Annotated in this window: 22 protein-coding genes; 11 read left to right on the top strand and 11 right to left on the bottom strand. The window is 71.4% G+C overall.

Annotation, left to right across the window (positions count from 1 at the left end):
* Positions 1-79: 79 nt before the first annotated feature.
* The 4 genes from OG587_RS25845 to OG587_RS25830 all read left to right on the top strand — a co-directional run bounded on the left by OG587_RS25845 (position 80) and on the right by OG587_RS25830 (position 5,110).
* Positions 80-856 (top strand): hypothetical protein, encoded by a 777-nt coding sequence (locus tag OG587_RS25845; RefSeq protein ID WP_329079625.1) that lies wholly within the window; start codon positions 80-82, stop codon positions 854-856.
* Between the two features lie 28 nt (positions 857-884).
* Positions 885-2,012: a hypothetical protein gene (locus tag OG587_RS25840; protein ID WP_329079624.1), complete on the top strand. Its 1,128-nt coding sequence runs from the start codon at positions 885-887 to the stop codon at positions 2,010-2,012.
* Positions 2,013-2,259: 247 nt separating this feature from the next.
* Positions 2,260-3,729 carry a hypothetical protein gene (locus OG587_RS25835; RefSeq protein ID WP_329079622.1) on the top strand — a complete coding sequence of 490 codons (1,470 nt, stop codon included), beginning with the start codon at positions 2,260-2,262 and terminating at the stop codon, positions 3,727-3,729.
* Positions 3,730-3,814: 85 nt separating this feature from the next.
* Positions 3,815-5,110: an AAA family ATPase gene (locus OG587_RS25830; RefSeq protein WP_329079619.1), complete on the top strand. Its 1,296-nt coding sequence runs from the start codon at positions 3,815-3,817 to the stop codon at positions 5,108-5,110.
* Positions 5,111-5,130: 20 nt separating this feature from the next.
* Here OG587_RS25830 and OG587_RS25825 read toward each other — a convergent pair whose 3' ends face one another.
* Together OG587_RS25825 and OG587_RS25820 are read right to left on the bottom strand one after the other, a co-directional pair.
* Entirely contained in the window at positions 5,131-6,081 is a 951-nt protein-coding gene (locus tag OG587_RS25825) for a GNAT family N-acetyltransferase (RefSeq protein WP_329079617.1), read from the bottom strand.
* A gap of 76 nt (positions 6,082-6,157) precedes the next feature.
* On the bottom strand, positions 6,158-7,744 hold the full coding sequence (locus tag OG587_RS25820) for an MDR family MFS transporter (protein ID WP_329079615.1): 1,587 nt from the start codon (positions 7,742-7,744) through the stop codon (positions 6,158-6,160).
* Positions 7,745-7,860: 116 nt separating this feature from the next.
* Here OG587_RS25820 and OG587_RS25815 point away from each other — a divergent pair, with 116 nt between their 5' ends.
* From OG587_RS25815 to OG587_RS25800, 4 genes are all read left to right on the top strand, one after another.
* Positions 7,861-8,412, top strand: a complete 552-nt coding sequence (locus OG587_RS25815; RefSeq protein ID WP_329079613.1) for a TetR/AcrR family transcriptional regulator — start codon at positions 7,861-7,863, stop codon at positions 8,410-8,412.
* The gene (locus OG587_RS25810; RefSeq protein ID WP_329079611.1) at positions 8,409-8,726 is read left to right on the top strand and encodes a DUF4031 domain-containing protein; all 318 of its coding nucleotides are present in this window, start codon (positions 8,409-8,411) and stop codon (positions 8,724-8,726) included. The genes OG587_RS25815 and OG587_RS25810 overlap by 4 nt, the downstream gene beginning before the upstream one ends.
* Positions 8,727-8,758: 32 nt before the next feature.
* Complete coding sequence (locus tag OG587_RS25805; RefSeq protein ID WP_329079609.1) at positions 8,759-9,304, top strand: type 1 glutamine amidotransferase domain-containing protein; 546 nt, start codon at positions 8,759-8,761, stop codon at positions 9,302-9,304.
* Positions 9,305-9,565: 261 nt separating this feature from the next.
* The gene (locus OG587_RS25800) at positions 9,566-10,093 is read left to right on the top strand and encodes an ATP-binding protein (protein ID WP_329079607.1); all 528 of its coding nucleotides are present in this window, start codon (positions 9,566-9,568) and stop codon (positions 10,091-10,093) included.
* Here OG587_RS25800 and OG587_RS25795 read toward each other — a convergent pair.
* The 3 genes from OG587_RS25795 to OG587_RS25785 are packed head-to-tail and all read right to left on the bottom strand — an operon-like array spanning position 9,980 to position 12,672.
* Positions 9,980-11,422, bottom strand: a complete 1,443-nt coding sequence (locus OG587_RS25795) for a WS/DGAT/MGAT family O-acyltransferase (RefSeq protein ID WP_329079605.1) — start codon at positions 11,420-11,422, stop codon at positions 9,980-9,982. The genes OG587_RS25800 and OG587_RS25795 overlap by 114 nt on opposite strands.
* A gap of 3 nt (positions 11,423-11,425) precedes the next feature.
* Positions 11,426-11,584 carry a hypothetical protein gene (locus OG587_RS25790; RefSeq protein ID WP_329079604.1) on the bottom strand — a complete coding sequence of 53 codons (159 nt, stop codon included), beginning with the start codon at positions 11,582-11,584 and terminating at the stop codon, positions 11,426-11,428.
* Between the two features lie 29 nt (positions 11,585-11,613).
* A complete protein-coding gene (locus OG587_RS25785) occupies positions 11,614-12,672 on the bottom strand; it encodes a PucR family transcriptional regulator (RefSeq protein WP_329079602.1) in 1,059 nt (352 codons plus the stop codon).
* A 162-nt stretch (positions 12,673-12,834) separates the two neighbouring features.
* Here OG587_RS25785 and OG587_RS25780 point away from each other — a divergent pair, with 162 nt between their 5' ends.
* A complete protein-coding gene (locus OG587_RS25780) occupies positions 12,835-14,142 on the top strand; it encodes an aminotransferase class I/II-fold pyridoxal phosphate-dependent enzyme (protein ID WP_329079601.1) in 1,308 nt (435 codons plus the stop codon).
* 219 nt (positions 14,143-14,361) lie between these two features.
* Here OG587_RS25780 and OG587_RS25775 read toward each other — a convergent pair whose 3' ends face one another.
* Complete coding sequence (locus OG587_RS25775; RefSeq protein ID WP_329079598.1) at positions 14,362-15,462, bottom strand: NADH:flavin oxidoreductase/NADH oxidase; 1,101 nt, start codon at positions 15,460-15,462, stop codon at positions 14,362-14,364.
* A 139-nt stretch (positions 15,463-15,601) separates the two neighbouring features.
* Between OG587_RS25775 and OG587_RS25770 the strand changes: the two genes are divergently transcribed.
* Together OG587_RS25770 and OG587_RS25765 are read left to right on the top strand one after the other, a co-directional pair.
* Entirely contained in the window at positions 15,602-15,958 is a 357-nt protein-coding gene (locus tag OG587_RS25770; RefSeq protein ID WP_329079596.1) for an ArsR/SmtB family transcription factor, read from the top strand.
* Positions 15,959-16,195: 237 nt separating this feature from the next.
* Entirely contained in the window at positions 16,196-16,414 is a 219-nt protein-coding gene (locus OG587_RS25765; RefSeq protein WP_329079594.1) for a DUF2277 domain-containing protein, read from the top strand.
* Between the two features lie 306 nt (positions 16,415-16,720).
* Here the strand turns inward: OG587_RS25765 and OG587_RS25760 are convergent, their stop codons facing one another.
* The 5 genes from OG587_RS25760 to OG587_RS25740 all read right to left on the bottom strand — a co-directional run bounded on the left by OG587_RS25760 (position 16,721) and on the right by OG587_RS25740 (position 24,091).
* Positions 16,721-16,891, bottom strand: coding sequence for a hypothetical protein (locus OG587_RS25760; RefSeq protein ID WP_329079592.1), 171 nt, complete (start codon positions 16,889-16,891; stop codon positions 16,721-16,723).
* A 239-nt stretch (positions 16,892-17,130) separates the two neighbouring features.
* Positions 17,131-19,128 (bottom strand): Xaa-Pro dipeptidyl-peptidase, encoded by a 1,998-nt coding sequence (locus OG587_RS25755; RefSeq protein ID WP_329079591.1) that lies wholly within the window; start codon positions 19,126-19,128, stop codon positions 17,131-17,133.
* Positions 19,129-19,229: 101 nt separating this feature from the next.
* Positions 19,230-20,234 carry a glycoside hydrolase family 6 protein gene (locus OG587_RS25750; RefSeq protein ID WP_329079589.1) on the bottom strand — a complete coding sequence of 335 codons (1,005 nt, stop codon included), beginning with the start codon at positions 20,232-20,234 and terminating at the stop codon, positions 19,230-19,232.
* A 99-nt stretch (positions 20,235-20,333) separates the two neighbouring features.
* Positions 20,334-22,352: a galactose oxidase early set domain-containing protein gene (locus OG587_RS25745; RefSeq protein ID WP_329079588.1), complete on the bottom strand. Its 2,019-nt coding sequence runs from the start codon at positions 22,350-22,352 to the stop codon at positions 20,334-20,336.
* Complete coding sequence (locus tag OG587_RS25740) at positions 22,349-24,091, bottom strand: glycosyltransferase family 2 protein (protein WP_329079587.1); 1,743 nt, start codon at positions 24,089-24,091, stop codon at positions 22,349-22,351. Before OG587_RS25740 ends, OG587_RS25745 begins: the two co-directional genes overlap by 4 nt.
* Between the last annotated feature and the right edge of the window lie 213 nt (positions 24,092-24,304).

Genomic DNA, 24,304 nt, shown 5'->3' with positions numbered 1-24,304 from the left:
ATTTCATGGCTCGCGCTTTAATGCTGGAATTCGCTGGAATTCAAGGGAGGCTGGTGGAACTCCTGTTACGCTCCGGGCCGTGAGTGATTCACTGGACGCGCTGGAACGGCGAATAGCCGACCTGCGCGCCGAGGTGCGACGGGCGGTCAAGGCGAAGGAGAACTCGCTCGCCCGGTCGCTGCGCGGCGACCTGCGCAGGGCCGAGCAGGCGTGGGACGCGGCGATAACCTCCGAGGCCCCGGCACCGCCACACGAACCCGAGACCTCGCTGCTGCCCATCAGGGAGCAGGTGCACCAGGCACTGGCCATGATGGGCGTGCCGACGTCGGCCAAGCTGATCGTGGCGGTGAACGACGCATTCTTCTCCCGCGAGCTGCGCGGCTCCCAGCTGACCAGCCTGCGGCGCGACGAGGAGCGCTCGTTCCGCGGCGACCCCTACGCCAGGCCGTACTACCTGTGCGCCGCGCTGACCGACCGCCTCTCCCCCGCGCGGGGGCTGCTCGCCGACAGCACGTGGCCCCCCGAGCTGCGGGTGCTGGGACCGCTGAGCCCGCGCGTCGACTTCCTCACCTCGGCCATGCGCGTCGCCGAGCACCTGACGCGGCTGGCGGAGCCGCCCGCGGGGGCGGTGCGGCTGCTGTCGCGGATGGCGCAGAACATCCCGGGCGCCGTCGAGGGCTTCGCCCCGGCCGACCCGGCGACCGCGATCCGCGCGGCACGGGCCGAGCTGGAGGTGCACCTGGCCGCCGACTCGGCGCAGCGGGCCGAGGTGGCGGCGCGGGCGATGAGGCAACTACCGGACGTGGAGCGCCTGTTCGGCGCCACCGCGATGAACACCTTGAGGGGGGCCTGTTGAAGACCAGGCTGGACGGGGAGACCGGCTCATGAACAAGCTCGGGGAGAGGACCTTCCTGAACAGGCTTGACGAGCTGCGCGGGCCGATGCCGTCCCACCCGCACGACGCGCGGGCCATCGCGGCGCTGGCCGCCAACCCCGGCTGCACGCGCCGGGCGGTGATGGACGCCGCGGGTATCGACAAGGACCTCACGGCCCGGCACGTCGGCTTCCCCGCGCCGTTCGGCCAGTCCCAGTTCGCGATCACCCGCGGGAACGTGTTCGAGTCGCTGGTGAAGGAGAACGGCTGCGCCGAGCTGCTGCGGCTCCTGCGCGAGCTGCTCGGCCTGGAGGTCGCCCAGGTCGGCTACCAGGACGTGGAGAGCGTCGGCTCCCACCTGCGCCACTCGCACACCCGGGCGCTGATCGACCGCGCGGCGCGCGAGGACGACGGGACCGCGGTGTTCTACGACCACCCGCTGTTCAGCCTGGAGATCGCCGGGCACACCTCGTACCTCGAGCCCGACGTGGTGGCCTTCCAGATCGGGGGGCGCTTCCACATCGTCGAGATCAAGTCGTTCAGCGTGATCGACGACCAGGCCGAGCCGGACAAGGTCGCGGCGGCGGCGCGGCAGGCGGCGGTCTACGTCATGGCGCTGCGCACGCTCATGGCCGACCTCGGGCACGCCCCGGAGCGCGTCTCCCACGACGTGGTCCTCGTCTGCCCGGAGAACTTCGCCAACCGCCCGACGGCGGCGCTGGTCGACGTGCGCAAGCATCTCTCGGTCCTCAACCGCCAGCTCGCCCGGATGACCAGGGTCGAGCACCTGCTGGAGGGCCTGCCCGGCGACCTCACCTTCGACCTGGCCCCCGGCGAGGACGGCGTGCCGACCCGCTCGGCGGAGGAGCTGGCCCAGGCGCTGCTCCAGGTGCCCGCCCGCTACGCGCCCGACTGCCTGTCGACCTGCGACATGTGCATGTTCTGCCGTCACGAGGCCCGCGTCTGCGGGTCCACCGACCTGCTCGGGCGCCAGGTGCGCGACCAGCTGGGCGGCGTCTCCGGCATGGACGAGGCGCTCGGCCTGGCCGAGGGCACCCGCGAACCGGCCGAGGGCCAGGAGGAGATCGCCCGCCTGCTCCGGCTGGCGAACCGGTTGCGCGAGGAGTCGCTGCGGTGAGGACGGGAGGACCGGCCGCGCGAGGAGCCGCCACGGCGGGGACCGGCGGACCGGGCACACGAGGAGCCGCCACGGCGGGGACCGGCCGACCGGCCGCACCGGAAACCGCCGCGACCAGGACCCGCGAACCGGGCGCACGAGGAGCGACCGCGGCGAGGATCGGCGAACCGGGCACACGAGAGATCACCGCGACCAGGACCGGCGGACCGGGCCCGGCCGGGCCCGCGAGGCGGACGGAGGGGGGCAGGTGAGCGCGCTGACGGCGCTGGCGCAGCTGCGGGCCGTCAGGGACGGCGTCGCGCAGCGGATCACCACGGTCCGGCACTGTCACATCTCCGCCCAGCCGCTGGTGCTCATCCCGCTCAAGCTCGCGGGCGAGGCCGCCGCGCCGCTGGCCGCCATGGTCGGCACCGACCCGAATCATCCCCGGCTGCTCGTCGTCCCCCAGCCCCGCAACCGGGACCTGCGGTTCGGCTTCGCCGCCGGGCTGGCCGAGGTGCTGCTGCCGTACATCGAGGGGTTCGAGAAGAGCACCGAGACGGTCGAGCGCAAGAGCGGCGAGCCGTACGAGCGGTGCCTGGACGCACCGCAGATCCTGGTGCCGAACCGGCCCGCGGCCTCGTTCGCCGCGCTGCTGGGCCGGTCCACCCGGTTCCGCCGGGCCGAGGGCCCCTACCCGGTGCACCCGTCGGTGCCGCTGCTCGGCCGATGGCTGACCTACTTCACCGACCGGTCGCGGCAGCCGGGCTCCTCGGTGCTGCTCACGGCCACCGAGGCGCTGGGCCTGCACTGGGTGACCGGGCAGAGCGGCCTGGAGGACGCCAATCTGGCGGCGCTGCTGGGGTGGATCGATCCGCCGCCGGGGATGTCCGGGCGCCGGGCGGCCGAGGAGGCCGAGGATCCGCTGCTCTGGCCTCCGGCCGGTCCCGCCACCGACCCCGGTTTCGACAACGAGGTGCTCGGCCCCGCGATACGCGCCTACGAGGAGGCGCCGACCGACCGCGCCGTCGACCGGATCAGCCAGGCGCTGCGCACCCAGCTCGAACCCACCTGGCGGCTGATGTGGCGAAGCGTGGACCTGCTGCGCTCCCTGCCCGAGGGGGCGCGGGTGAAGGACCGCTGGGAGATCGACCGCGGGTCGTTCACCCGGTTCGTCGAGCGGATCGCCGAGGGCGGGCCGCCTCAGGCGCGCAGGGACGGGGCGGTCGGCGCCGCCGCGCGACTGGCGGGGCTGGAGCGGGCGCGGGCGAGCTACGACGTGCAGCGGGCCCACGACGACCCGCTGCTCATGGCCGAGTACCGGCTGAGCGGCGAGGCCTTCGCCGGGACGGTGACGTCCGCCGACCCCGAGCACAGCGAGGGCGAGGGCCGCTCGCGCAAGCTCCGCCCCCTGATCACGGTACAGACCGGCGACCCGGTGCGGCTCTCCCCCGGCACCACGGTCGGCAGCCCCGACCGGCGCGGTCACGCCGCCGAGATCGTCGAGATCGCGGACGGGGAGATCACCCTCAAGGTCACCAAGGGGATGGGGCGGGGCAGGACACCGGCCCCCGGCTCGGTGCCCCAGCCCGGTGAGCGGGTCTCCTACACCTCGCTGACCGACGACTTCCAGTCGTCGGCGGCGCTGCCCGACCCGGAGCGGACACCGTGGACCCACGGCGGGCCCCCGCAGGAGTACGAGCCCAGTGACGACGACGCGCAGGAGGAATGGTTGTGAGTGTTCACCGGACCTCGCGTCGCCGGGGGGTGTCCCGTCCGGTCGCGTGCGCTCCCCTCGGGGCGGACCGTGACGGGGGTGCGGCATGACCCCGCAGCAGGAGGCGGCGGCCGTGGTGGGGGCCGTGCTGGCCGACCTGCCCCGCCACCGCGGCGTGGTCGTGGACTCGCCGCCCGGCGCGGGCAAGTCCACGCTGGTGGTGAGGGCGGCGGGGCACATCGCGGAGACCGGCGAGCCGCTGATGATCGTCGCCCAGACCAACGAGCAGGTGGACGACCTGGTGGAACGGCTCGCGGTCGAGCATCCCGACCTGCCGATCGGCCGCCTGTCGGCGAGCGGCTACATCACGCCCGGCCGTATCCTCGCCCACCCCAACGTCTCGGTCGCGGGCAAGCTGCCCGACCTGGGGGACCCGGCCGTGGTGATCGCCACCGCCGACAAGTGGGCCTGGATCGGCGACCGCACCTGGCCCTGGGCCATCGTCGACGAGGCGTACCAGATGCGCTCGGACAAGCTGCTGCGCATCGCCTCACTGTTCGAGCGGTCGCTGTTCGTGGGCGACCCGGGCCAGCTCGACCCGTTCTCCATCGTGGACGGCGACCGCTGGGCGGGCCTGTCGTGGGATCCGGTGCAGAGCGCGGTCTCGGTGCTGCTGCGGCACAACCCCGACCTGCCGGTGCACCGGCTGCCGGTCTCCTGGCGGCTGCCCGCCTCGGCGGCGCCGGTGGTCTCCGAGGCGTTCTACCCGTTCACCGGGTTCCGCGCGGGGACGGGCCCCGACGACCGGTCGCTGGAGTTCACCGTGAACGGCATGCGCACCTCCCACGACCGGGCACTTGAGGAGGCGGCCGTGTCGGGCTGGGCGCTGTACGAGCTGCCGAGCCGCCACACGGTGCGCACCGACGCGGAGGCCGTGGCGGCGACCGCGGTCCTGGCGACACGGCTGCTCCAGCGGGGCCCGGTCGCGCACTCCGAGCGCGGCAGCCATCCCGTCACGGCCGACCGGATCGCCATCGGCGCCGCGCACCGCGACCAGGTCGCCGCGATCAGAGCCGCCGGGGTGCCCCCGGAGATCACGGTGGACACCGCCAACCGCCTGCAGGGCCGGGAGTACGACGTGACGATCGTGCTGCACCCGCTCTCCGGGCGCCGCGACGCCACCGCCTTCCACCTGGAGTCGGGGCGGCTGTGCGTGCTCACCTCCCGGCACCGGCACGCCTGCGTCGTGGTGGCCAGGGCGGGCATTCCCGAACTCCTGGACGCCCACCCGTCCTCCGAGCCGGTCCAGCTCGGCGTGCCGGTGAAGTTCCCCGACGGCTGGGAGGCCAACCAGGCGGTGCTGGCCCACCTCTCCAAGCACCGGGTGACCCCGGACGGGTGACCGCCTCGCCGGGGCAGAGGTCAGATCGTGCGCCGCCAGACGTCGATGGCCAGCACCTGGCGCATGCCCACCGAGAGGTAGAGGTCGAGGGCGGGCGTGCTGTTGTTGGCGTCGACGTGGAGATAGGTGCCGACCCGCCCGCGGCGGGCGTCGTCGGCGAACGCCAGGCGCAGCATGAGCCGGCCCAGGCCCCGGCCCCTGAAGGCGGGGAGCACGGCCAGCCGGCGCACGTAGCCGGAGTTCTCGTCCCCGAGGAAGGCGTTGGTCCCCAGCAGCATCGCCACGGGCTCGCCGTCGAGGCGGGCCACCGTCAGCTGCGCCCAGTCGGTGTTGACCGAGGAGTCCAGCTCGCCGTACCACTCGTCGTAGTTCTTCGGGGTGAACCCGAAGTGCTCGGCGAAACCGGCCTGCTGCACGGCGTGGCCCTGGCGGCGTACCTCCTCGGTGAGCCCGTCGTGCACCGTCATCCCGGCGGGGAGCTCGGGCCGGGGCACCGTTCCCTCGTGGTCGGCGCGGAGCCGGATGAAGCTGGTGGCCGCGGCGAAGCCGCGGGACGCGGCGATGGCGCGCTTGCCGCTGTCCTCCCGGTAGAGGCCGATGTCCACCACGGCCCGGTCGTGGCCGAGCTCGGTGGTGATCCGCCTGGCCCGCTCGGTCACGGTGTCCCAGAGCGGGCCGGTCAGGTCCGGTGCGGCGGGGTGCACGACGACGTCCACGTCGACGTTGTCGCTGCCGCCCTTGCGGCAGGCCCACGCCCACGCCACCAGGCGCCCGCTCTCGTCGTGGACGAGCCAGCCGTCGGACTCCCCGTCGAAGGAGGAGTCGTTCAGCTGGTCGGCGACGTCGTCCAGGGTCATGTCGGCCTTGCCGATCACCTGGGTGTCACAGAGCGAGATCAGCTCGTGGATCTCGCGGGCGTCGCCGGCCAGCGGGCGCCGGGTGAGGTATCCGGCGGGGGTGGTTGTCTTCATGTCCCCATCGTGGCGGGGGCGGCTTGGGGATCGCTGGGCCGGGACTTGGCACCGGCCGATGAGCCGGGCCGGCCGGTCAGTCGAGCACCGGGACCGGGGTCCGGTCGTCCTCCTCCTTGGACTCGGACGCCTCCGGCCCGCCGCGCAGCGGGATCTCCTTGATGAAGGCCGCCAGCAGCGGCACCACGACGGCGAACAGGATCGCCCACCAGAAGACGCTGGAGATCGACTCGGCCAGTGACTCCAGGAAGCCGACCCGCACGTTGGCGGGAAGCTCGTGCAGCGCGGCCGGGTCGAACTGGGCGCCTCCGGAAGCGAGCTGCCCGCCCGCGGCGCCCAGCTTGCTCTCCAGGTTGGAGGTGAGCTGGTTGTTGAAGATCGCGCCGAACAGCGAGACGCCGAACGAGCCGCCGATGGAGCGGAAGAAGGTCGAGGCGCTGCTGGCGACGCCGAGGTCCTTCTGCTCGACGCTGTTCTGGGCGATCAGCATGGTGGTCTGCATCAGGAAGCCCATGCCGAGGCCGAGCACCGCGATGAACACGCCGGTCTGCCAGGCGGGGGTGTTGACGTCCATCAGGGAGAGCAGCCACATGGCGATCGCCATGCCCACGCCACCGAGGATCGGGTACATCTTGTACTTGCCGGTCTGGGTGATGGCGCGGCCGACGAAGAGCGAGACCACCATGGCGGCGCCCATCATCGGGAGCAGCAGCAGGCCGGAGTTGGTGGCGCTGGCCCCCTGGACGGTCTGCTGGAACAGCGGAAGGAAGTTGATCGCGCCGAACATGGCGAACCCGAGCAGGAAGCCCACGCCCGAGATCAGGCTGAAGTTGCGGTCGCGGAAGACGTTGAGCGGCATGATGGGCTCGGCGACGCGGCGCTCCACCAGGACGAACAGCGCCAGCGTGACGATGGCGAGCCCCGCCAGGCCGAGGATCTGCCACGAACCCCACGCGTAGTCGTTGCCGCCCCAGGTGGTGATGAGGACCAGCGCGGTGATGCCGACCGAGAGCAGGGCCGCGCCCAGCCAGTCGATGCGGTGCTCGGTGCGGAGCTTGGGCAGCTGCAGCTTGACCGCGAGCAGGGCCAGGGCGACGAAGCCGATGGGCAGGTTCACGTAGAAGGCCCAGCGCCAGTCGAGGTTGTCGGTGATGAAGCCGCCGACGAGCGGGCCCGCGATCATGGCGAGTGACATCACGGCGGCCATGATGCCCTGGTACTGGCCGCGCTCGCGGGGCGGGACGAGGTCGCCGATGATCGCCATCGCGTTGACCATCAGGCCCCCGGCTCCCAGGCCCTGGAGCGCGCGGAAGGCGATGAGCTGCATCATGCCGTCGGACGGCCCGCCGAGCATCTCGGATCCGGCCATGCCGCAGAGCGCGGAGCCGATCATGAAGATGACGATGGAGGCGAGGAAGATGTTCTTCCTGCCGTACAGGTCGCCGATCTTGCCCCAGATGGGGGTCGAGACGGTGGTGCCGAGCACGTAGGCGGTCACCACCCAGGACAGGTGCGTCAGCCCGCCGAGCTCTCCGACGATGCGGGGCATCGCGGTGCCGACGATCATGTTGTCGAGCATGGCCAGGACCATCGCGAGCATCAGGCCCGGCAGCACCACCATGACCTCGCGACGCCGCGCCGGCGCGGCCGCGGTCTCCTTCACTTTCTTGCCCCCTGTTTTTTCGATCTTACTTACTTGCCGACCGGCTAGTGTCGGCTATGCTGGAATGTAAGCCGCTTACTTGCCGGCCGTCAAGTTAATTTCTCGGTAAGGGAACCATGAGGGAACACGCCGACACGCGGACACGCATCCAGGAGATCGCCCTGAAGCTCTTCACCGAGCAGGGCTACGAGGCCACCTCGCTCCGCGAGATCGCGGAGGCCCTCGGCGTGACCAAAGCGGCACTTTACTATCACTTCAAGACCAAAGACGACATCATCGCCAGCCTGGCGGAGAACCGGGTGAAGGCGATCGAGGAGCTGATCGTCTGGGCTCGGTCCCAGCCGCGCACCGACGAGATGCGCGAGGAGCTGATCCGCCGCTACTCGCACGACCTGCACCGGGGCAGGCACCACGAGATCATGCGGTTCTTCGAGCGCAACCAGACCTCGCTCAAGAACCACCCGACGATGGAGAAGACCCGCGAGCGGATGTTCGAGCTGCTCACCTTCCTCGTCGAGCCGGAAGACCCCCTGCCCGCCCGGCTGAAGCACTCGATGGCCCTGTTCGCGCTGCACGCCTCGTGGTTCATGCTCAGGGGCGAGGAGATCTCCGACGAGGAGCGCCAGGCCGCCGCCCTGGAGGTCGCGCTCGACCTCTCCCGGCGGTGAGCGTGCTCATCGACCCGCCCAACTGGCCGGGTCCGCGCGGCCTGCTCTGGTCACACCTGGTCAGCGACAGCTCGACCGGGGAGTTGCACGCCTTCGCGGAGCTGCTCGGCGTGCCGCGCCGGGCGTTCGACCGCGACCACTACGACGTTCCCGAGACCGTCTACGAGCGGGCCGTCGCGCTGGGCGCCGAGGCCGTGCCCTCGCGCGAGCTCGTCACCCGGCTCACCGCCGCCGGTCTCCGCCGGCGCAAGGTCCGTCCTGGAATCAACAGCTCTCGCATAGATCCCGGCACCCCGGGCATGGCATCCCTTTGACGACATAACCGCACGTCAACGAAGGGGACGACATGCTGAACGGCAAGACGATCGCGTTCCTCGTGGCCCCGGAGGGCATCGAGCAGGTCGAGCTCACCGAGCCGTGGAAGGCCGTCAAGCAGGCGGGGGGCACTCCCAAACTGATCTCCACCGAGCGAGGCGAGGTCCAGGGGTTCAACCACCTCGACAGGGCCGACACCTTCCCGGTGGACGCGACGGTCGAGGAGGTCTCCGCCGCCGACTTCGACGGGCTGGTGCTGCCCGGCGGCGTCGCCAACCCCGACTTCCTGCGGACCGTACCGGCGGCCGTCGGCTTCGCGAGGGAGTTCTTCGACGCGGGCAAGCCGGTCGCGGCCATCTGCCACGCGCCCTGGACACTGATCGAGGCGGACGTGGTACGCGGCCGCGAGGTCACGTCCTGGCCGAGCCTGCGGACCGACCTGCGCAACGCCGGGGCGACCTGGGAGGACCACGAGGTCGTGATCTGCTCCTCGGGCCCGAACACGCTGATCACCAGCCGCAGGCCCGACGACCTCAAGGCCTTCTGCCAGGCCGCGACGGACGCCTTCGCCGGCTAGCGTCCGTCGATCACCGAAGCGGGGCGGGGGTCCCGGACCCCCGCCCCGCGGACGTTCCATGCCCGGCCCCGGGCGGCGTCGCCGGCCCGAGCCCTGGAGCCGAGGGCGGAGCTGGAAGAGAATCCTCCGCACACCCGAGGACATGTCGTAGAAGTAGCACTTTGCCATGTGTTGCCACATTCCAGGGACACGATCACCCATCCCCGGTTAGGACGGGTCACCCAGGGCAAGGCTTCTACATCGGCTGTGAAGGAGGGGACTGTGGAGGCCACGATCGCGTTGCGTCTGCCACGTGACGCTGCGAGTGTTCCCGTGATCAGGCAACTTCTCGACTCCTCGCTGCAGGCCCTGGGCGTGGTGCCGCAGATTCGCGAGGACATTCAGCTCATGCTCTCGGAGGCGTGTTCCAACGTCATCCAGCACGCCACACCCAGCGACGACTACATGGTCAGCACCGAGCTGTCCAGGGACCGTTGCGTGATCAAGGTGGTGGACGCCGGCAACGGCTTCGACTTCGCGGGTGCCACGTCGCCCGCCCCCACCTCCGAGCACGGCCGGGGGCTGCTGATCATGCGGGCCCTGGCCGACGACATCCGGTTCGTCAAAAGGCACGAGCGGGGCTCGATCGTCTGCCTGGAGAAGACCCTGCGCTTCGTCGAGGACGCCCCCGGCCTGTCACTGCTCCTCAACGAGGAACTTGAGTTCGAAGAGCGCGTCCCTGAGATAGTCGGTGACGGTCCACACGTCGGGAACCATCTCCCTGCAGGCGATCACGCCGACGTCAAGTGAGCCGTCGTAGGAGAAGACCGTGATGTTGAGGCCGCCGCTGGCGTCGGTCACGACGGAGACGGGGTGGTACGAGAGAAGCCTGGCGCCGCTCACGTAGAGGGGGAGCTGCGGGCCGGGCACGTTGGAGATCACCACGTTGATCGGGCCCGCGCTGCCGGCGAACAGGTTGAAGGCCGCGCGGGAGGCCAGGCCGGTCAGCGCGGAGGGCATCATGTCGCTGAGCTGCTGGAGCCAGCGCGCCGGGGCGAGCGACGAGCGATCCTTGATCAGCCGCATGGCGTCCCGTACCGCCAGCAGCCGTTCCACCGGGTCGGCGACCTGCGTCGCCAGGGTGGTGATCATGATGCTGACCTGGTTTCCCGCGCTCTGGTCGCCGGGGACGCGGAGCGAGAACGGCACCCCCGCGATGAGAGGCTGCTCGGGCAGCGCGTCGTGCTTGAGCAGCCACTGGCGCAGCGCCCCCGCGCACAGGGCCATCACCACGTCGTTCACCGTGACGCCGAAGGCGTTCTTGACCAGCTTGACGTCCTCCAGCGGCAGGGTGGTGTAGGCGAACCGCCGGTGCGCGCTGATCCTGCCGCTGAAGGGGGTGCGGGGAACGGCCATGCGGGGCATGGCGGGCACCTCGGCGGCCCCGGATCCGGACAGGTAGGTGGCCAGGTCCCTGGTGAGCCGCGAGACCAGCCCCGCCCCGGGCACCTGGGAGATCAGCGGGATCTCGTCGAGGTGCGGGACGGCGTTGATCAGGAACCGTATCGTGTTGGCCGGGTTGACGACGGCCCTGGCCAGCCCCCTGACGATCATCTCCCCCGTGTCGATCTCCTCCTCCGGCTCGCCCGCGGGTGCCGTCTCGACCTCGGCGGGCTCGGGGGAGGTGTCCAGCAGGCTGGCCAGCACGTCGGCGCCGGTGACGCCGTCGACCGCGGCGTGGTGGACCTTCATGTAGAGGGCCGTACGGTCGCCGCGGAGGCCGTGGATCACGTACATCTCCCAGAGCGGGCGGCGCCGGTCGAGGCGGCGGGCGTGCAGCCTGGCCACCTGCTCGCCCAGCTGCTTGTCGCTGCCCGGCTTGGGCAGCGCGATCTCGCGCACGTGGTAGTCGAGGTCGATCCTGGAGTCCTCGGTCCAGTACGGGTGGTCCAGGCCGAGCGGGACGAAGGCGAGCCGCATGCGGAAGGGCGCGGCCAGGTGGAGCCGGCGGGCCAGCAGCGACACCAGGTCACCCCGCGACAGCCCGCCCGACAGGATCGCGAGTCCCCCGATGTTCGCGACGTTCGTCGAGGTCTCGAAATTCAGGAACTGCGTGTCCACCGCGCTGAGCTGCCGCACCGTCTACCTCCGGGATGTCGTCCTCCCATCCTGCTCCCGTGAGGTCGCCAGAGCCAACGCGGCCAGCGCGACGAGAACGACCACGGACACCAGGATCAACGACAGCGGAATGAGCATGAGCACGACGACGACGGTCATGATCTCGCTGATCAACTGCGGCACCGGAATGCTGTGCCCGGATTATCCGGCCGTTACACCGCATTCCAGCGACCGAGCTTCAGCGCGAGATGGAGTTCTAACCTATGGGTTCCGTTCTTGAGGTTGCGGCCGGCCAGGTGCTCGATTCTGGTGAGGCGGTAATAGAGGCTGGTGCGGTGCAGGTGCAGCAGCCTGGCGGTCTCCTGGGCGTCTCCCCCGCTGTCCAGGTAGGTCTCCAGGGTGGTGAGGAGCGCCGGGTGCTCGCGCAGCGCGTCGAGCGGGCCGGACTGGCCCGCGACCGGCTCGGTGAGCAGCCGGTAGACGCCCAGGTCCGGCCAGCGGGCGACCGGCCGCAGCGCGGGTTCCGCCGCGGCGGCCCTGGCCGCGGCGAGCGCCTCCTCGTGCGCCCTTACGGCCGACTCCAGCCCCGGGTGCGGCGCGCTGACCCCGGCGCCCGCGCGGGTCCTGACGGCCAGCCGCTCCCCCAGCACCGCCGCGTCCTCGCCGCGGTTCAGCAGCAGCACGGCGTGGCGGTCCAGGATCGTGAAGGCCGGTGGGCGGCGTATCCTGGCCAGCTCCGCGCCGACCGCCTCGCGCAGGCCGTCCGGGTCGCCCCGCAGCGCCAGGACGCGCAGCGGCCCCTCGCCGAGCACCCCGGCCGCCCGCCGCACGCCGATCTCCCCGGTGAGCAGCTGGCTCAGGGTGTGGGAGCTGCCGCCGTCGTCGAGCAGGGCGGCGATCGCGGCGGCGTCGCGCACGGCCCTGTCCTGCTCCTGCGGATTCAGCGGTCCCGGCCCCTCGATGATCCAGAGGTAGCCGACGCGGCGGTCCTGGTGGAGCAGGGGCACGCAGAGTCTGGCCGCCATCCCCAGCTCAGGATTCTTCGGGACCCGGACCGGATCGCGGGTCGCGGCCACCCCGTGCGCCTCCTGCCAGGCCCCCACCTCCGCGGGAACCGACCGCGAGAGGATGGCCTGTGCCCTGACCGGGTCGACCTCGCCGTGGTGGGCGCTGTGCGCGACGACCCGGCCCTCCAGGTCGTCCACGGACATGCCCCGGCCCACGGCCACGGCCAGCGACTCCAGCAGATCCTGAACATCGTCCGCTATCACGTTCCAATCCTACATATGTAGGAAGTATCTCCGGCGCCGGAACGATGACTCGATCTGGTGTGGGCCGTAGCGTCGCACTTATTCATTTCGGGGGACCCGCTCTGTGAGAGTCGGGGAGTCCGCCTCGTGAGAGTCGTCCGATCGCCCGGTGAAAGGAACCTCGTGGAGGAGCGCAGCCGCGTCGCCCCGTGGGCGCCGCCGCGGGCACAGCTGCGCCTGGCCGAGCTTGAGGCCGAGGTCGACGGGCTGGGCCTCGACGCGGTCTCCCGGCTGGTCGACGCGGTACTGGCCGAGCACCGGGGCCGCCTCGACGAGGACGGCGTGGTGCTGTACGCGGGCACCAACACGATGAGCGAGCGCGCCAGGGCCGCGCACGAGATCTCCCTGGGCTGCCGCCCGTCGATGGGCTGGCCCGGTGACAAGTGCCAGACCGGCCTGGACGAGCTGGACGTGCTGGAGGTGCTCGCCCCGCTCCAGATCGCGGCACTGATGGGCGGCGAGTTCGCCGAGGTGCGGCTGCAGAGCGCCACGCTGGCCAACCTCGCCTGCTACAGCGCGTTCACCAGCCCCGGCGACACGATCGCGGTGCTGCCGGAGGCCGCCGGGGGCCACGCCAGCCACCACGCCCAGGGCGTCGCCGGGATCCGCGGCCTGCGGGTCGCCGACCTGCCCTACGACACCGGGCGACTCGACGTCGACCACGAGGCCCTGCCGGCGTTCCTGCGCGAGCGCCGGCCCACGCTGGTGATGGTCGGCGCGAGCCTGATGCTGTTCCCGTACGACGTCGCGGCGCTGCGGGCGGCGTGCGACGAGGTGGGGGCCCTGCTGGTCTACGACGCCTCGCACGTGGCGGGGCTCATCGCGGGCGGCCGGTTCCAGCGACCGCTGGACGAGGGCGCGCACCTGGTGACCATGTCCACCTACACCTCCTTCGGCGGCCCGCCGGGCGCGGCCGTCGTGACCCGCGACGAGGATCTCGCCCGCCAGGTGTCGGCGGCCGCCTACCCGGGCCTGACCGCCAACTACGACGCCTCACGCCTGGCGCCGCTGGCCCTCGCCGCCGCCGAGCACGCCGCGGGCGGTTCCGCGTACGCCGACCGCTGCCTCGCCAACGCCGGGGCGCTGGCCGCGGCGCTGGACCGCGAGGGCTTCACCGTGGCCGCCGCCCACCGGGGCTGGACCGTCTCGCACCACGTGGCGGTGGACGCCGCCGCGTTCGGCGGCGGGGACGAGGCCGCCCGGCTGCTGGCCGAGGGCGGCGTCTATCTCAGCGGCGTCCGCCTGCCGGGGCAGCCTCCCGGTGAGCCCGCGTGGGGCCTGCGGATCGGCACCCAGGAGGTGACCCGCCGCGGTTTCGGCCCGGAGACCATGGGTGAGGTCGCGGTCCTGATGCGCCGCCTGCTCATCGACGGCCAGGCTCCCCGCGCGGTCCACCGGGACGCGGTGGCCCTGCGCCGCGCCATCCCATGATCCCGGACCGGCCCGCTCGACCCCCGGGGGTTCGCCCCCTGGCGGGCCGGTCCGCTCACCACCACTCCCCCTGACGTCCCCCTGACGGGCGGACCGGCCCGCGTCCCCCCTGGCGGACCGGTTCGCCGCCTACCGCCCCACCCGCGCGCGTCCCCTCATCCGGACGGGTCACCTCCCCGCCCGGCGGGAGGGACGCGCCGGGTGGCGGCCGCGACCGGGTCAGACCGCGCGGTGATACTGCTCGGGCCAGCGGGCTCCGGCGGAGCCGAGCTCGCGGGCGGCGAGATTCGGCCAGTACGGGTTGCGGAGCAGCTCGCGGCCGAGCAGGACGGCGTCGGCCCGACCCGAGGCGATGATCTCCTCGGCCTGCCGGGGCCGGGTGATCTCACCGACCGCTCCCACCGGCAGGTCGGTCTCGGCCTTCACCCTGGCCGCGTACGGCACCTGGTAGCCGGGCCCTGCGGGGATGCGCGCCCCGGCGACGTTGCCGCCGGTTGAGGCGTCGAGCAGGTCGACGCCGTGGGCGAGCAGGTCCTTGGCGAAGCGGACGGTGTCGTCGGCGCTCCAGCCCTCCCGGTCGTCCGCGGGGTTCTCCGCCAGCCAGTCGGTGGCCGAGATGCGGAAGAGGAGGGGAAGCTCGTCCGGCCAGACCGCGCGCACCGCGTCGACGACCCGGAGCGCGAACCGGGTGCGGTTCTCGTACGAGCCGCCGTACGCGTCGGTGCGGTGGTTACTGAAGGGCGACAGGAACTCGGCGATCAGGTAGCCGTGCGCGCCGTGGATCTCGGCCACCTGAAAGCCCGCGGCCAGCGCCCGCCGCGCCGCGTCGGCGAAGTCGCCCACGATCCGGTCGATGTCGCCGGCGCTCAGCTCCGCGGGAGTGGGGTGGCCGTCGTTGAAGGGGATCGGGCTCGGCCCGACCGGCTGCCAGCCGTGCTCGCCGGGGCCGGTGGGTCCGCCGCCCTGCCAGGTGCGGCGGGTGGAGGCCTTGCGTCCCGCGTGCGCGAGCTGGATGCCGGGCACGGCGCCGTGCTCCCGCAGCAGGCGGGTGACGCGGGTGAACGCCTCCCGCTGGCGGTCGTTCCAGAGCCCGAGGTCGGCCGGGCTGATGCGGCCCTCCGGCGTCACCGCGGTGGCCTCGGCCAGGATGAGCCCGGCGCCGCCCACCGCGCGGGCGGCCAGGTGGGACAGGTGCCAGTCGGTCGGCACCCCCTGCTCCGGCCCCTCGACCGCCGCGGAGTACTGGCACATCGGGGCCATCCAGATCCGGTTGGGAATGGTGAGGGACCTCAACGTCAGGGGCTCGAACAGGGCGCTCACGGCCGTACTCCTTCTGGGGGAGGGATCTCCGGGGGCGGCGCCCCGGCTTCACGGCTACTACGATAGTTCACGTACTACGAGAGATGTCAAACTACGATTACCTTCGTACAATCGAGTCGACCCACAGGAGGGAGTCATCGTGTCGACCGCGTCCGTCAGGGCTCTGGAGCACCCCACGCGCGGGGAGATCCGTCTGGAGGGCGTGCTGCACGCGCTGTCCGACCCGACGCGCGTTCAGATCGTGCGCTTCCTGTCGCGGCTGGACGAGGACGAGGGTGCCCCCTGCTCGGCGATCGACCTGGTGGTCACCAAGTCGACCACCACCCACCACTTCCGGGTGCTGCGCGAGGCGGGCGTGATCAACCAGGTCTACCGGGGCACGGCCAAGATGAACGCGCTGCGCCGGCGTGACCTCGACGCGCTCTTTCCCGGGCTTCTCGGCGCGGTCCTGGGCGCCGACGCGCTCCAGTGCGAGCGCGACGACCGCGACGACTGAGCGCCGGTGTGGTCCGGCGAGGGGCCTCGACGCGACCCGGCGAGGGACCGGCCGCGGGCACGCTCCGGTGGACGGCGACGCGCTTTGACACGACCCGGCGGTCGAGCCGGGGCGGGGCGGGCAGATGCCGCCGGGTGATTCCGGCGGGCGACTTCGGCGGGGCGGAACGCACCCCTCGGGACGGTTTCGGCAAGGCGGGAGGCCCGGGAGAGCCGCGAGACGGAGTACCGTCCTGTCATGTGCCGGAGTATCAAGACCCTTCGTGAGCCCTACGCCAGCGATGTGACCGACGAGGACGTGCGAGCCGCCGCGCTCCAGTACGTCCGCAAGGTGTCGGGCTTCCGCTCCCCGTCGACGCGCAACGCGGAGGCCTTCGAGCAGGCCGTCGAGGCGGTGGCCGCCGCGACCCAGACCCTGCTCGACGACCTCCAGCTGAAGCACGTGTCCCGGGACTGACCGGAGACGGCGGAGACGATGGGAGGTCGTCTTCAGCTACAACGACGTGTCGTTCGACGACCTCGTGCGTGATTTCGCCAGGTTCACGAACCAGCCGGAGGGCCTCTTCGACCCCCGGGCGGTCGAGCGGCGTCTCGATCTGACCGGCTCCGCCAGGATCCAAACCCCCTGGTGGCCGACCTGTGGGCGCGCACGATGCGCCGGGTCGACCTCAGCCGGGCAGGCGACGGGTACGGGCACGACGTGTGGGGCGACCGGCGGCGGCCGGACGCCGGTCCGGCCGGGTCCGGTCTCGCCGGGCGCCGGTCAGCCGCGCGCGTTCGAGGAGCGGAAGAGCCTGCTCACGAACATGACCACCACGCCCACCAGGCCGATGATCAGAGCCCACTTGAGGAGCGTGAAGAGGAAGCCCAGAACCGAGCCCAGCAGAAGGAAGCCGATCACCACGGCCGCCACGATCAGAAGAATTCGTCCCATGTACTCCACGCTAGGCCCCCGCCGGGCCCGGCGGCAGGCCGGAGCCCCGATGTCAGGGACAAGCCAGGGTTCTCCCTCATGACCTCCCTTGCCGCCCGGGGGGCCGGAGGCAACGGGTCCCCGGCCCGGGAAAGGGCCGGGGATCCGTGTTCTCGGCGGGACCGCGCTTCGTGTTCCCCGCGGAGGCCGGAGGCCGTGCCTTCCGAGGGGGCCGCGTTCTCCGGGGAGGCCGGAGGGCGTCAGCCGAGGGCGCGGTGCCCGCCGACGACCGGGAGGGTGACCGAGCTGGAGGCCGGGTCGACCGAGACGCCGGTCCCCGGGGGCAGGCGCAGGGTGAAGTCGCGGTCGGTGGAGAGGAGCACGACGCCGATCCGGTGGCCGGCCTTGACGACGTAGTCGTTCGGCTGGAGCTCGAAGCGGAAGTCGTAGAAGCGGTCCTCGCGCAGGAGCTCGGTCTTGGAGGCGGAGTCGCGGTTGCGAACGTCGAGCCAGCCCCTTGTGATGATCTTGTAGGGGGCGGTCACCGTGGCGTGCTCGGCCAGCCGGGCGCAGCCGGTGTCGCCGGGCACGCCCTGGCCGTAGCAGACCGGGGTGTCGCCGTAGGCGACGTCGCCGTACGCGCGGGCGTCGGTGCCGTAGTCGACGAGCAGCGCCGTCAGGTACGGCGAGCGCCCGCCCTTGAACGCGGCGCGCACCGAGACCTCGGGGGTGCCCGACAGGCGCGCGTCGCGGGTCAGGGGGCCCGACAGGTAGGCCAGGCGGTTGGGGTCCGTGGCCTCGGCGTTCTCGGCGAGCCGCTCGGCGGTGCGGGTGCTCTGGTCGACGAAGGACTCGACGGTGTGGCCCCGGGAGCGGTCGGCGCCCAGGGTGCCGTTGCGGCCGTCCTTGCCGGCGGCCAGGTGCAGCCGCGCGTCACGGGTGCCGGGCAGCGGCCAGGAGGCGTGCTGGGCCCACTGTCCCGGGCCCGACTCCACGTCGGCCTGCGGCTCGTCCATGATGCCGTTGCGCAGACCGTACAGGTGGAAGTCGAACCAGCGGTGGAGCTGGCGCAGCCACTCGGCGTTGCGCCCGGCGAAGGAGAACGGGTTGAAGTGCGCGCCCTGGTGAAGCCAGATCTTGCGGGGCACGTTCCGCTTCGCGAGGGCGTCCCACCACTGGACGGCCTGCTTGGTCTTGACGTTCCAGTCGTTGAGGCCGTGCACCAGGAAGACGGCGGCGCGGACCTTGCGCACGTCGTTGAGATAGTTGCGCCGGTCCCAGAAGCCGGAGTAGTCGCCGGTGACCCGGTCCTGGTCCTGCTCGATCCGGTCCATCAGCGCGCCGCAGGTCTGCGTGGCGTTCTCGCGGGTCAGGACGTAGCGGGCGAGCACGTCGGCGTCCTCGCCCTGGTAGCCGCCGGGGGCCAGCACGCCGCCGTTGGCGCGGTAGTAGTCGTACCAGGAGGAGATGGCCGCGATCGGCACGATCGCCTTGAGCCCCTTGACCCCGGTCGCGGCGACGGCGTTGGGCAGCGTGCCGTTGTAGGAGACGCCGATCATGCCGACGTTCCCGGTGGACCAGTCGGCCCTGATCTCGTTCCCGGCCGCGTCGAAGCCCCGGGCGCGGCCGTTGAGCCAGTCGATCGCGGCCTTGGGGCCCGCGGTCTCGTTGTCCAGGCCGGTCGTGGGGCAGCCGGTCGCCCGTCCCGAGCCGAGGTTCTCCACCAGCGCGACCGCGTAGCCGCGCGGCACGAAGTAGTTGTCGTAGTAGCCGCGGAAGGGCGGCGCGGCCGCGCGGCTCACGTCGAGGCCGTCGACGCCGAACATCGCGTCGCGCAGGTCGTTGAACTTGTTGCGCCGGTACTCCATGCCCGCGGGGTCGGAGCCGTCGAGGTCGACGACGTGGTTGGGCACGTCGTTGCCGCCCGCGTAGTACGGGCTGGCCTCCATGATGACCGGGACCTTCAGTCCCGAGGCGGTCTCCTTGGGACGCATGATGTCGACGGCGACCCGGTCGGGGCGGCCGTCGGCGTCACTGTCGACCCCGGCGACCTCGACGAACACGGTCTCGGTGAGCGCGTCGGCGCGCGAGTGGATCGGCTGGGTCTCGGCGTTCTCGATCGGGTTGGCCGCGGATCGCGCGGCGGCGGCCGGCAACGCGCCGGTGGGCAGCACACCGGCGGGAAGCGCGGCGGCCGGCAGTACGCCGCTTGGCAGGGTGACCGCCAGTGCGACGATGACCGTCTTCCATCTGTTCATCGAGGAAAGCTCCCAGAGGGTCGCTGAAAAACTGACAACTCCGGTCAATCTCCTGCGAAGCAATCTTGACCTGCAAGATCGAAGATATAACGAATAAGCGGCTATCTCGCGTTACGCGCGAGTTCCAGCGCGTATTCGGGGAACCAGTCGCCGGCGCGGGGCTCCCCGCGGTGGCACTCGCCGTCCGACTCGCCGGGGCGCTTGATCCACAGGAAGGCGTCCGCCCGCTCGTGGCCGGTCTCGGCGGTCGGCTCCGCGCCGAGCGCGCGGCCCTTGGGGTTGCACCACGCGTCGTCGCCCTGCGCGTCGCGGACGGGGCCGTTGCCGTTGCGGGAGGTGTCGATGACGTAGTGGGCCCCGCCGACCGCGTCCGAGAGCTGTTTCGCGACGGCGACGCTCTCCTCGACGGTGAAGAAGTTGCTGACGTTGAAGGCGAAGCCGTCCGCCTGGGGCACCCCGGCCCTGCGCATGGGTTCGGCCCACTCGCCGGGGTTCTTGATCCAGCCGGCGTTCCCCGCGTCGACGTAGACCTTCGCGTTGGGCTGCCTCTTCAGCGTCTCCACCGCGCCGCGAAGCAGGTCGAGGCGCTCACCCGCCTGGCCGCCCTGGGTGCAGTTGTCCAGGATGTGGGCCAGCGCGTCGGGCTCGACGACGACCAGCGCGGGCCGGTCGCCGATGCCCTCGGCGAACCGGCCGATCCAGGAGCGGTACTCCTCCGCGCCGGCGGCGCCGCCCGCGGAGAACTGGCCGCAGTCGCGGTTGGGGATGTGGTACGCCACCAGGACCGGGATCCGGCCCGCCTGCCGGGCCTTGGTGGTGATGCCGGCGACCCGGTCCCTCGGGTCCTGGTCGCCGATCCAGATCGCGTTGGGCCGGTCGGCGATCCTGCGGATCAGCGCGGCCTCCTCGGTCCTGCCCTCCCCCTCGAGCTTGCGGACCTCCTGGGCGGCGGCGCCGTCGGGGTCGACGTAGAAACCGCCCGCGGGACCGGGGGTCGCGTCCCCCGAGGCGGTGCTTCCTGAGCCGGCGGGCGGCGCGGGGTCGCCGGTGCAGGCCGCCGTCGCGAGAGCGAGAGCCAGCGCGGCTGCGAGGCCGTACCTGTTCATCGAATACCTCCGGCGTGGGGCCCCGGGCCTGGCCCCGGGGAACGGAAATGGGAGGGCCGAGAGAGCACCGTACGCCGTGAGAGGGCCGCGGGGATCATGTCAGCCCTCTCCTCGGATGTGGACCCAGCGAGCCGGGGACGGCGTTCCCCGTTCGGTGACCCCGAACAGCATGTACCACCCCGGGGGCACCAGGGCCGGATTGGAGGGGATCTCCGCGATTATCCCGGTAGGTACCCGGGTGAAGTCCAGCTTGATCGAGCGCTGCTCCACGTCGGTGACGTGGGTGACGGCGCTCGGGCGCATCAGCCGTACCTGGTGGATGCGTGCGGCGTCGGGGGTCTGGAAGCCGGCCCTGCGGCCCAGGAACACGCTCTCGCGCCCGCCGGTGAACACCGGCGCCTTCTCGCCGTTGTGCAGGTAGGTCGGCGTGTAGATCTCGATGCGCTGGTCGAAGGTACCGGGCAGCGAGCCCGCCTTGTCGCCGAAGAGCGGGTCGGAGCCCATGCTGAGCACCCGGCCGTCGGGCAGCAGGAGACCCTCGGCGTGGTAGTTGCGGCCGACGGCGGGCGCCGCGGCCTCGTGGAAGCTGTTGCTCTCCGGGCGGTAGACCTCCGCGCGCAGGACGTCGCTGGCGCCGCGCCCCCGGTAGTCGCTGGAGCCGTTGAAGGAGAGCACGCTGTCGTCGGGCAGCAGCACGGCGTTCGGGTAGCGCACCGGGTCGGACAGGTCCGGACCCCTGACGTAGCGCGGGCTGGCCTCGGTGAGGTCGACGATGGCGGTCCTGGCGGTGGCGTTGGGCAGGCCCGGCTGGCGTTCCCCGACCGGGCCCCCGCCCATCACCATGACCCGCTGGTCCTGCGCGGGCGGCAGCAGCACGGAGGCGCCGGTCTCGTTCAGCTCTGGCTGGGGCAGCCCGGGTACGGGGGTGAACGCCTCCATCTCGTCGGGCGCCACCCCTCCGACGCCGCCCGGGGTCTTGACCGGCCGGTCGGTGTCGCGGCGGTAGTCCCAGATGCCGGGGGGACGCAGCGAGAGCTGGCCGGGACCGTACCCGGCGCTCATGCCCGAGAAGAAGAGGGTGTCGTCCTCCAGCAGGAACAGCGCGGGGTAGGTCGGGAAGAACCTCTTGGGGCCGGGCAGCCAGGTCTTGGTCTGAGGGTTGTAGATCTCGTTGTCCCTGGTGATCTGCCCCACGGTGTCGAGTCCCGAGACGGTCATCACCCTGCCGTCGGGCAAGGTGGTCATGGTCGGGTACCAGCGCCCCTCGGTCATGTCCTGGACCTTGGCGTAGCGCTCGGTGACGGGGTCGAACTCGTAGGCGTCCCTGATGCCCTGGAAGTCCTGCTTATCCAGTGTCATGCTGCCGCCCATGGCGTACAGGTCGCGCTTCTCCCGGCCCTTGAGTCCCTGGATCTCGTACTTGACGGAACCGGCCGGCGCGGTGAGCAGGCCCGCCGCGCCTTCGGTGACGGCCTCGGCGAAGACCTTGGTCTGGCTGGGCCGGATCCGCACCTTTCCCGGCACGCCGGTCTCGACCTTCCTCGCGGGCGGCACGCTGACGTGGGCGGTGGTGCGGTAGACCTGCCCGCCGGGGGCGGTCAGCAGCGTGCCGGGGTGGAACTCCCTGGGTTTGGCGTCGGGATCCTCGTTCTTGATGGTCAGGGCGCCCGCGGCCCGCTTGACCTTGGCCTTCAGCACCTCGAAGCGGCCCGTGCCGCCCGCGATGAGGAGCTTGCCGTCGGGCAGCACCACGTGTCCCGCGCAGAAGAAGTCGACGGGAGTGTCGATCAGCTTGAACTCGTCCGGCCCGCCCGGTTTCGCCGGGTCCCACAGCACGGTCTTGAAGGTGCCCTTGTCGAAGTTGGCGGCGTTGTTGCCGGATCCGGCGACGATGAGCACCTTGCCGGTGTGCAGCAGCGCGGCGTGGATGGCGTTGACCTTGAATTTCTCGGGGACGTCGAGGAAGGTCCAGTGGCCGTGGGTGGCCTTGTAGTCGTCGCCGTTGATGCGGTAGTCGCGCCACTTCTCGGTGGCGAAGCCCGCGACGGCGGGCAGGTTGATCGCGAGGATCGCGGTCACCACCGCCGCCCCGACCAGGTGCTTGCGCAGGCGGCTCACGACTCGTCACCGGCCGCTCGCAGGCCGGCCCTGGCCGCCCGCAGGTTCCAGGCCCAGGTCGTGAGCGGTCCCAGGCAGATGACCAGGGCGAGGATCCCCCAGAGGGTCATGACCAGGTGGATGTGGCCGGTCCAGAAGACGGTGAGCAGCAGGCCGCCGCCGAAGATCGCCGCCCACCACAGGTGGATGCGGAACGTGGCGATCTGGTCGGGGCTGGCCGAGTCGCCCTTGGGGGTGACCACGAACTTGCTGGGCCTGCGCAACGCGGCACCGATCAGCGAGGTGACGTAGATGGGCGCCGACAGTGCCGACATGACCATCCCGGCCACCCCCGAGGAGCCCTCCGGCTCGTGCGGGCTGACGTTGTGCCGCCGGTTCCAGGTGTAGAGCATGACCTGCAGCAGCGCCGCGTCGCCGTACAGCATGAGCCACACGTCCATCGGCACGGTCACGCCGGAGCCGCCGACGGCCATGAACAGGGTGGCGCTGAGCCCGGCCAGCAGCCAGTTGAGCGCGGACATCGGGTAGAAGGTCACCATCAGGGTGTAGTTGAAGAACCGTCCGGGCGAGAGCTTCGGCGCGGCCCTCCAGAACTGGGTGAGCAGCGTCTCGTAGGTGCCCCGGCTCCAGCGCAGCTGCTGGGTGAAGAAGTCGGTCCACGACGACGGCCCCTCCCCCACGGCCAGCACGTCGGGGGTGTAGACCGACATCCAGCGCTGCCCGGTCTCCGGGTCGCGGGAGCGGTGGAACTCGATGCCGGTGGCCATGTCCTCGGTGATCGAGTCGTACAGGCCGCCGATCTGCTTGAGCGCGCGGATGCGCACGGCGTTGTTGGTGCCGACGAACATCGGCGCGCCGTACAGGTTGCCCGCGCGCTGGATCAGCGAGTGGAACAGGAACTGCTGGCTCTCGGCGGCCTTGGTGACCCCGGCGTCGTAGTTGCCGTAGACCTGGGGGCCGACGACGAAGGCCACCCTCGGGTCGCGGAAGTAGCCGAGCATGCGCTCGCAGAACTCCGGGAGCGGTACGTGGTCGGTGTCGACCGAGACGAAGAAGTCGTAGTCGTCGCCGTGCGCGTCCAGCCAGCTGTTGTAGTTGCCGTGCTTGGTCTTGGCCCGGAAGCTTCCCTTGGGCCGGTTCCACTCGGGCACGCCCTTGCGGGTGAAGTGGTGGGCGCCCAGCCAGTCACAGAGCTCGTGGATGTCTGGGTCGTCGCCCTCGTCCAGCAGCCAGACGTCGAACACGCCGTCGTGGCGGATCTTCAGCGCGGCGGCCAGGGTCTCCCTGACCATCTCCAGCGGTTCCTTGCCGGGTACGCAGGTGGTGATGAAGGCCACCCGGGTGCCGGGTTCGGGCGCGACCGGGACCGGGTCCCTGGCCGCCAGCATGGCGTGCACGTTGGAGACCACGCTGACCAGCCGGAAGACCTCGATCAGGGCGATCGCGACGAGCATGATCCGGTCGGCCACCGGCAGGTACCACGGGATCGTTCCGTAGGGGTCGGGCCGGACGGTCCAGTGCTCGGGCAGCAGCAGCCAGACCATCAGGGTGAACTCCACGAGAAGGGCCGCGACCATCAGCAGCACCGCCCGCACCCGGTGTGGCTCGGTGGCCAGCAGGGAGCGGTAGCTCACGCGGTAGGGCACCCCGGGTTCCGGTTCGGTCACGGGCCCGGCGAGCCTGCTGAACCTTTCGTAGTCGTAGGGAGCGATTTTCGCGGCGTCGGCAGGGGCGCTCATCGATCCAGCGACCTCGGAGCACACGAAAGCAAGCCCAGCACGGTGTTCCCCCAGGTAGATCGCGTAGGCCGCTCCTCGTCAAGGCGAGGTCACCCGCGGCCCGCGTGGTGATAAATCGTCACACATCATATTGGGGTCGGTAAGCAAGATCTCCCCAACCCGGAGATGTGAGGAACATTTCACAGGGTTCTGTAGTTTAAGTTTCAACAAACC

Origin of the sequence: Streptosporangium sp. NBC_01469, assembly GCF_036227305.1 — a bacterium.
Classification (GTDB): domain Bacteria; phylum Actinomycetota; class Actinomycetes; order Streptosporangiales; family Streptosporangiaceae; genus Streptosporangium.
The sequence above is the reverse complement of the archived record's forward strand: the minus strand, read 5'-3'. Positions and strand labels throughout refer to the sequence as shown.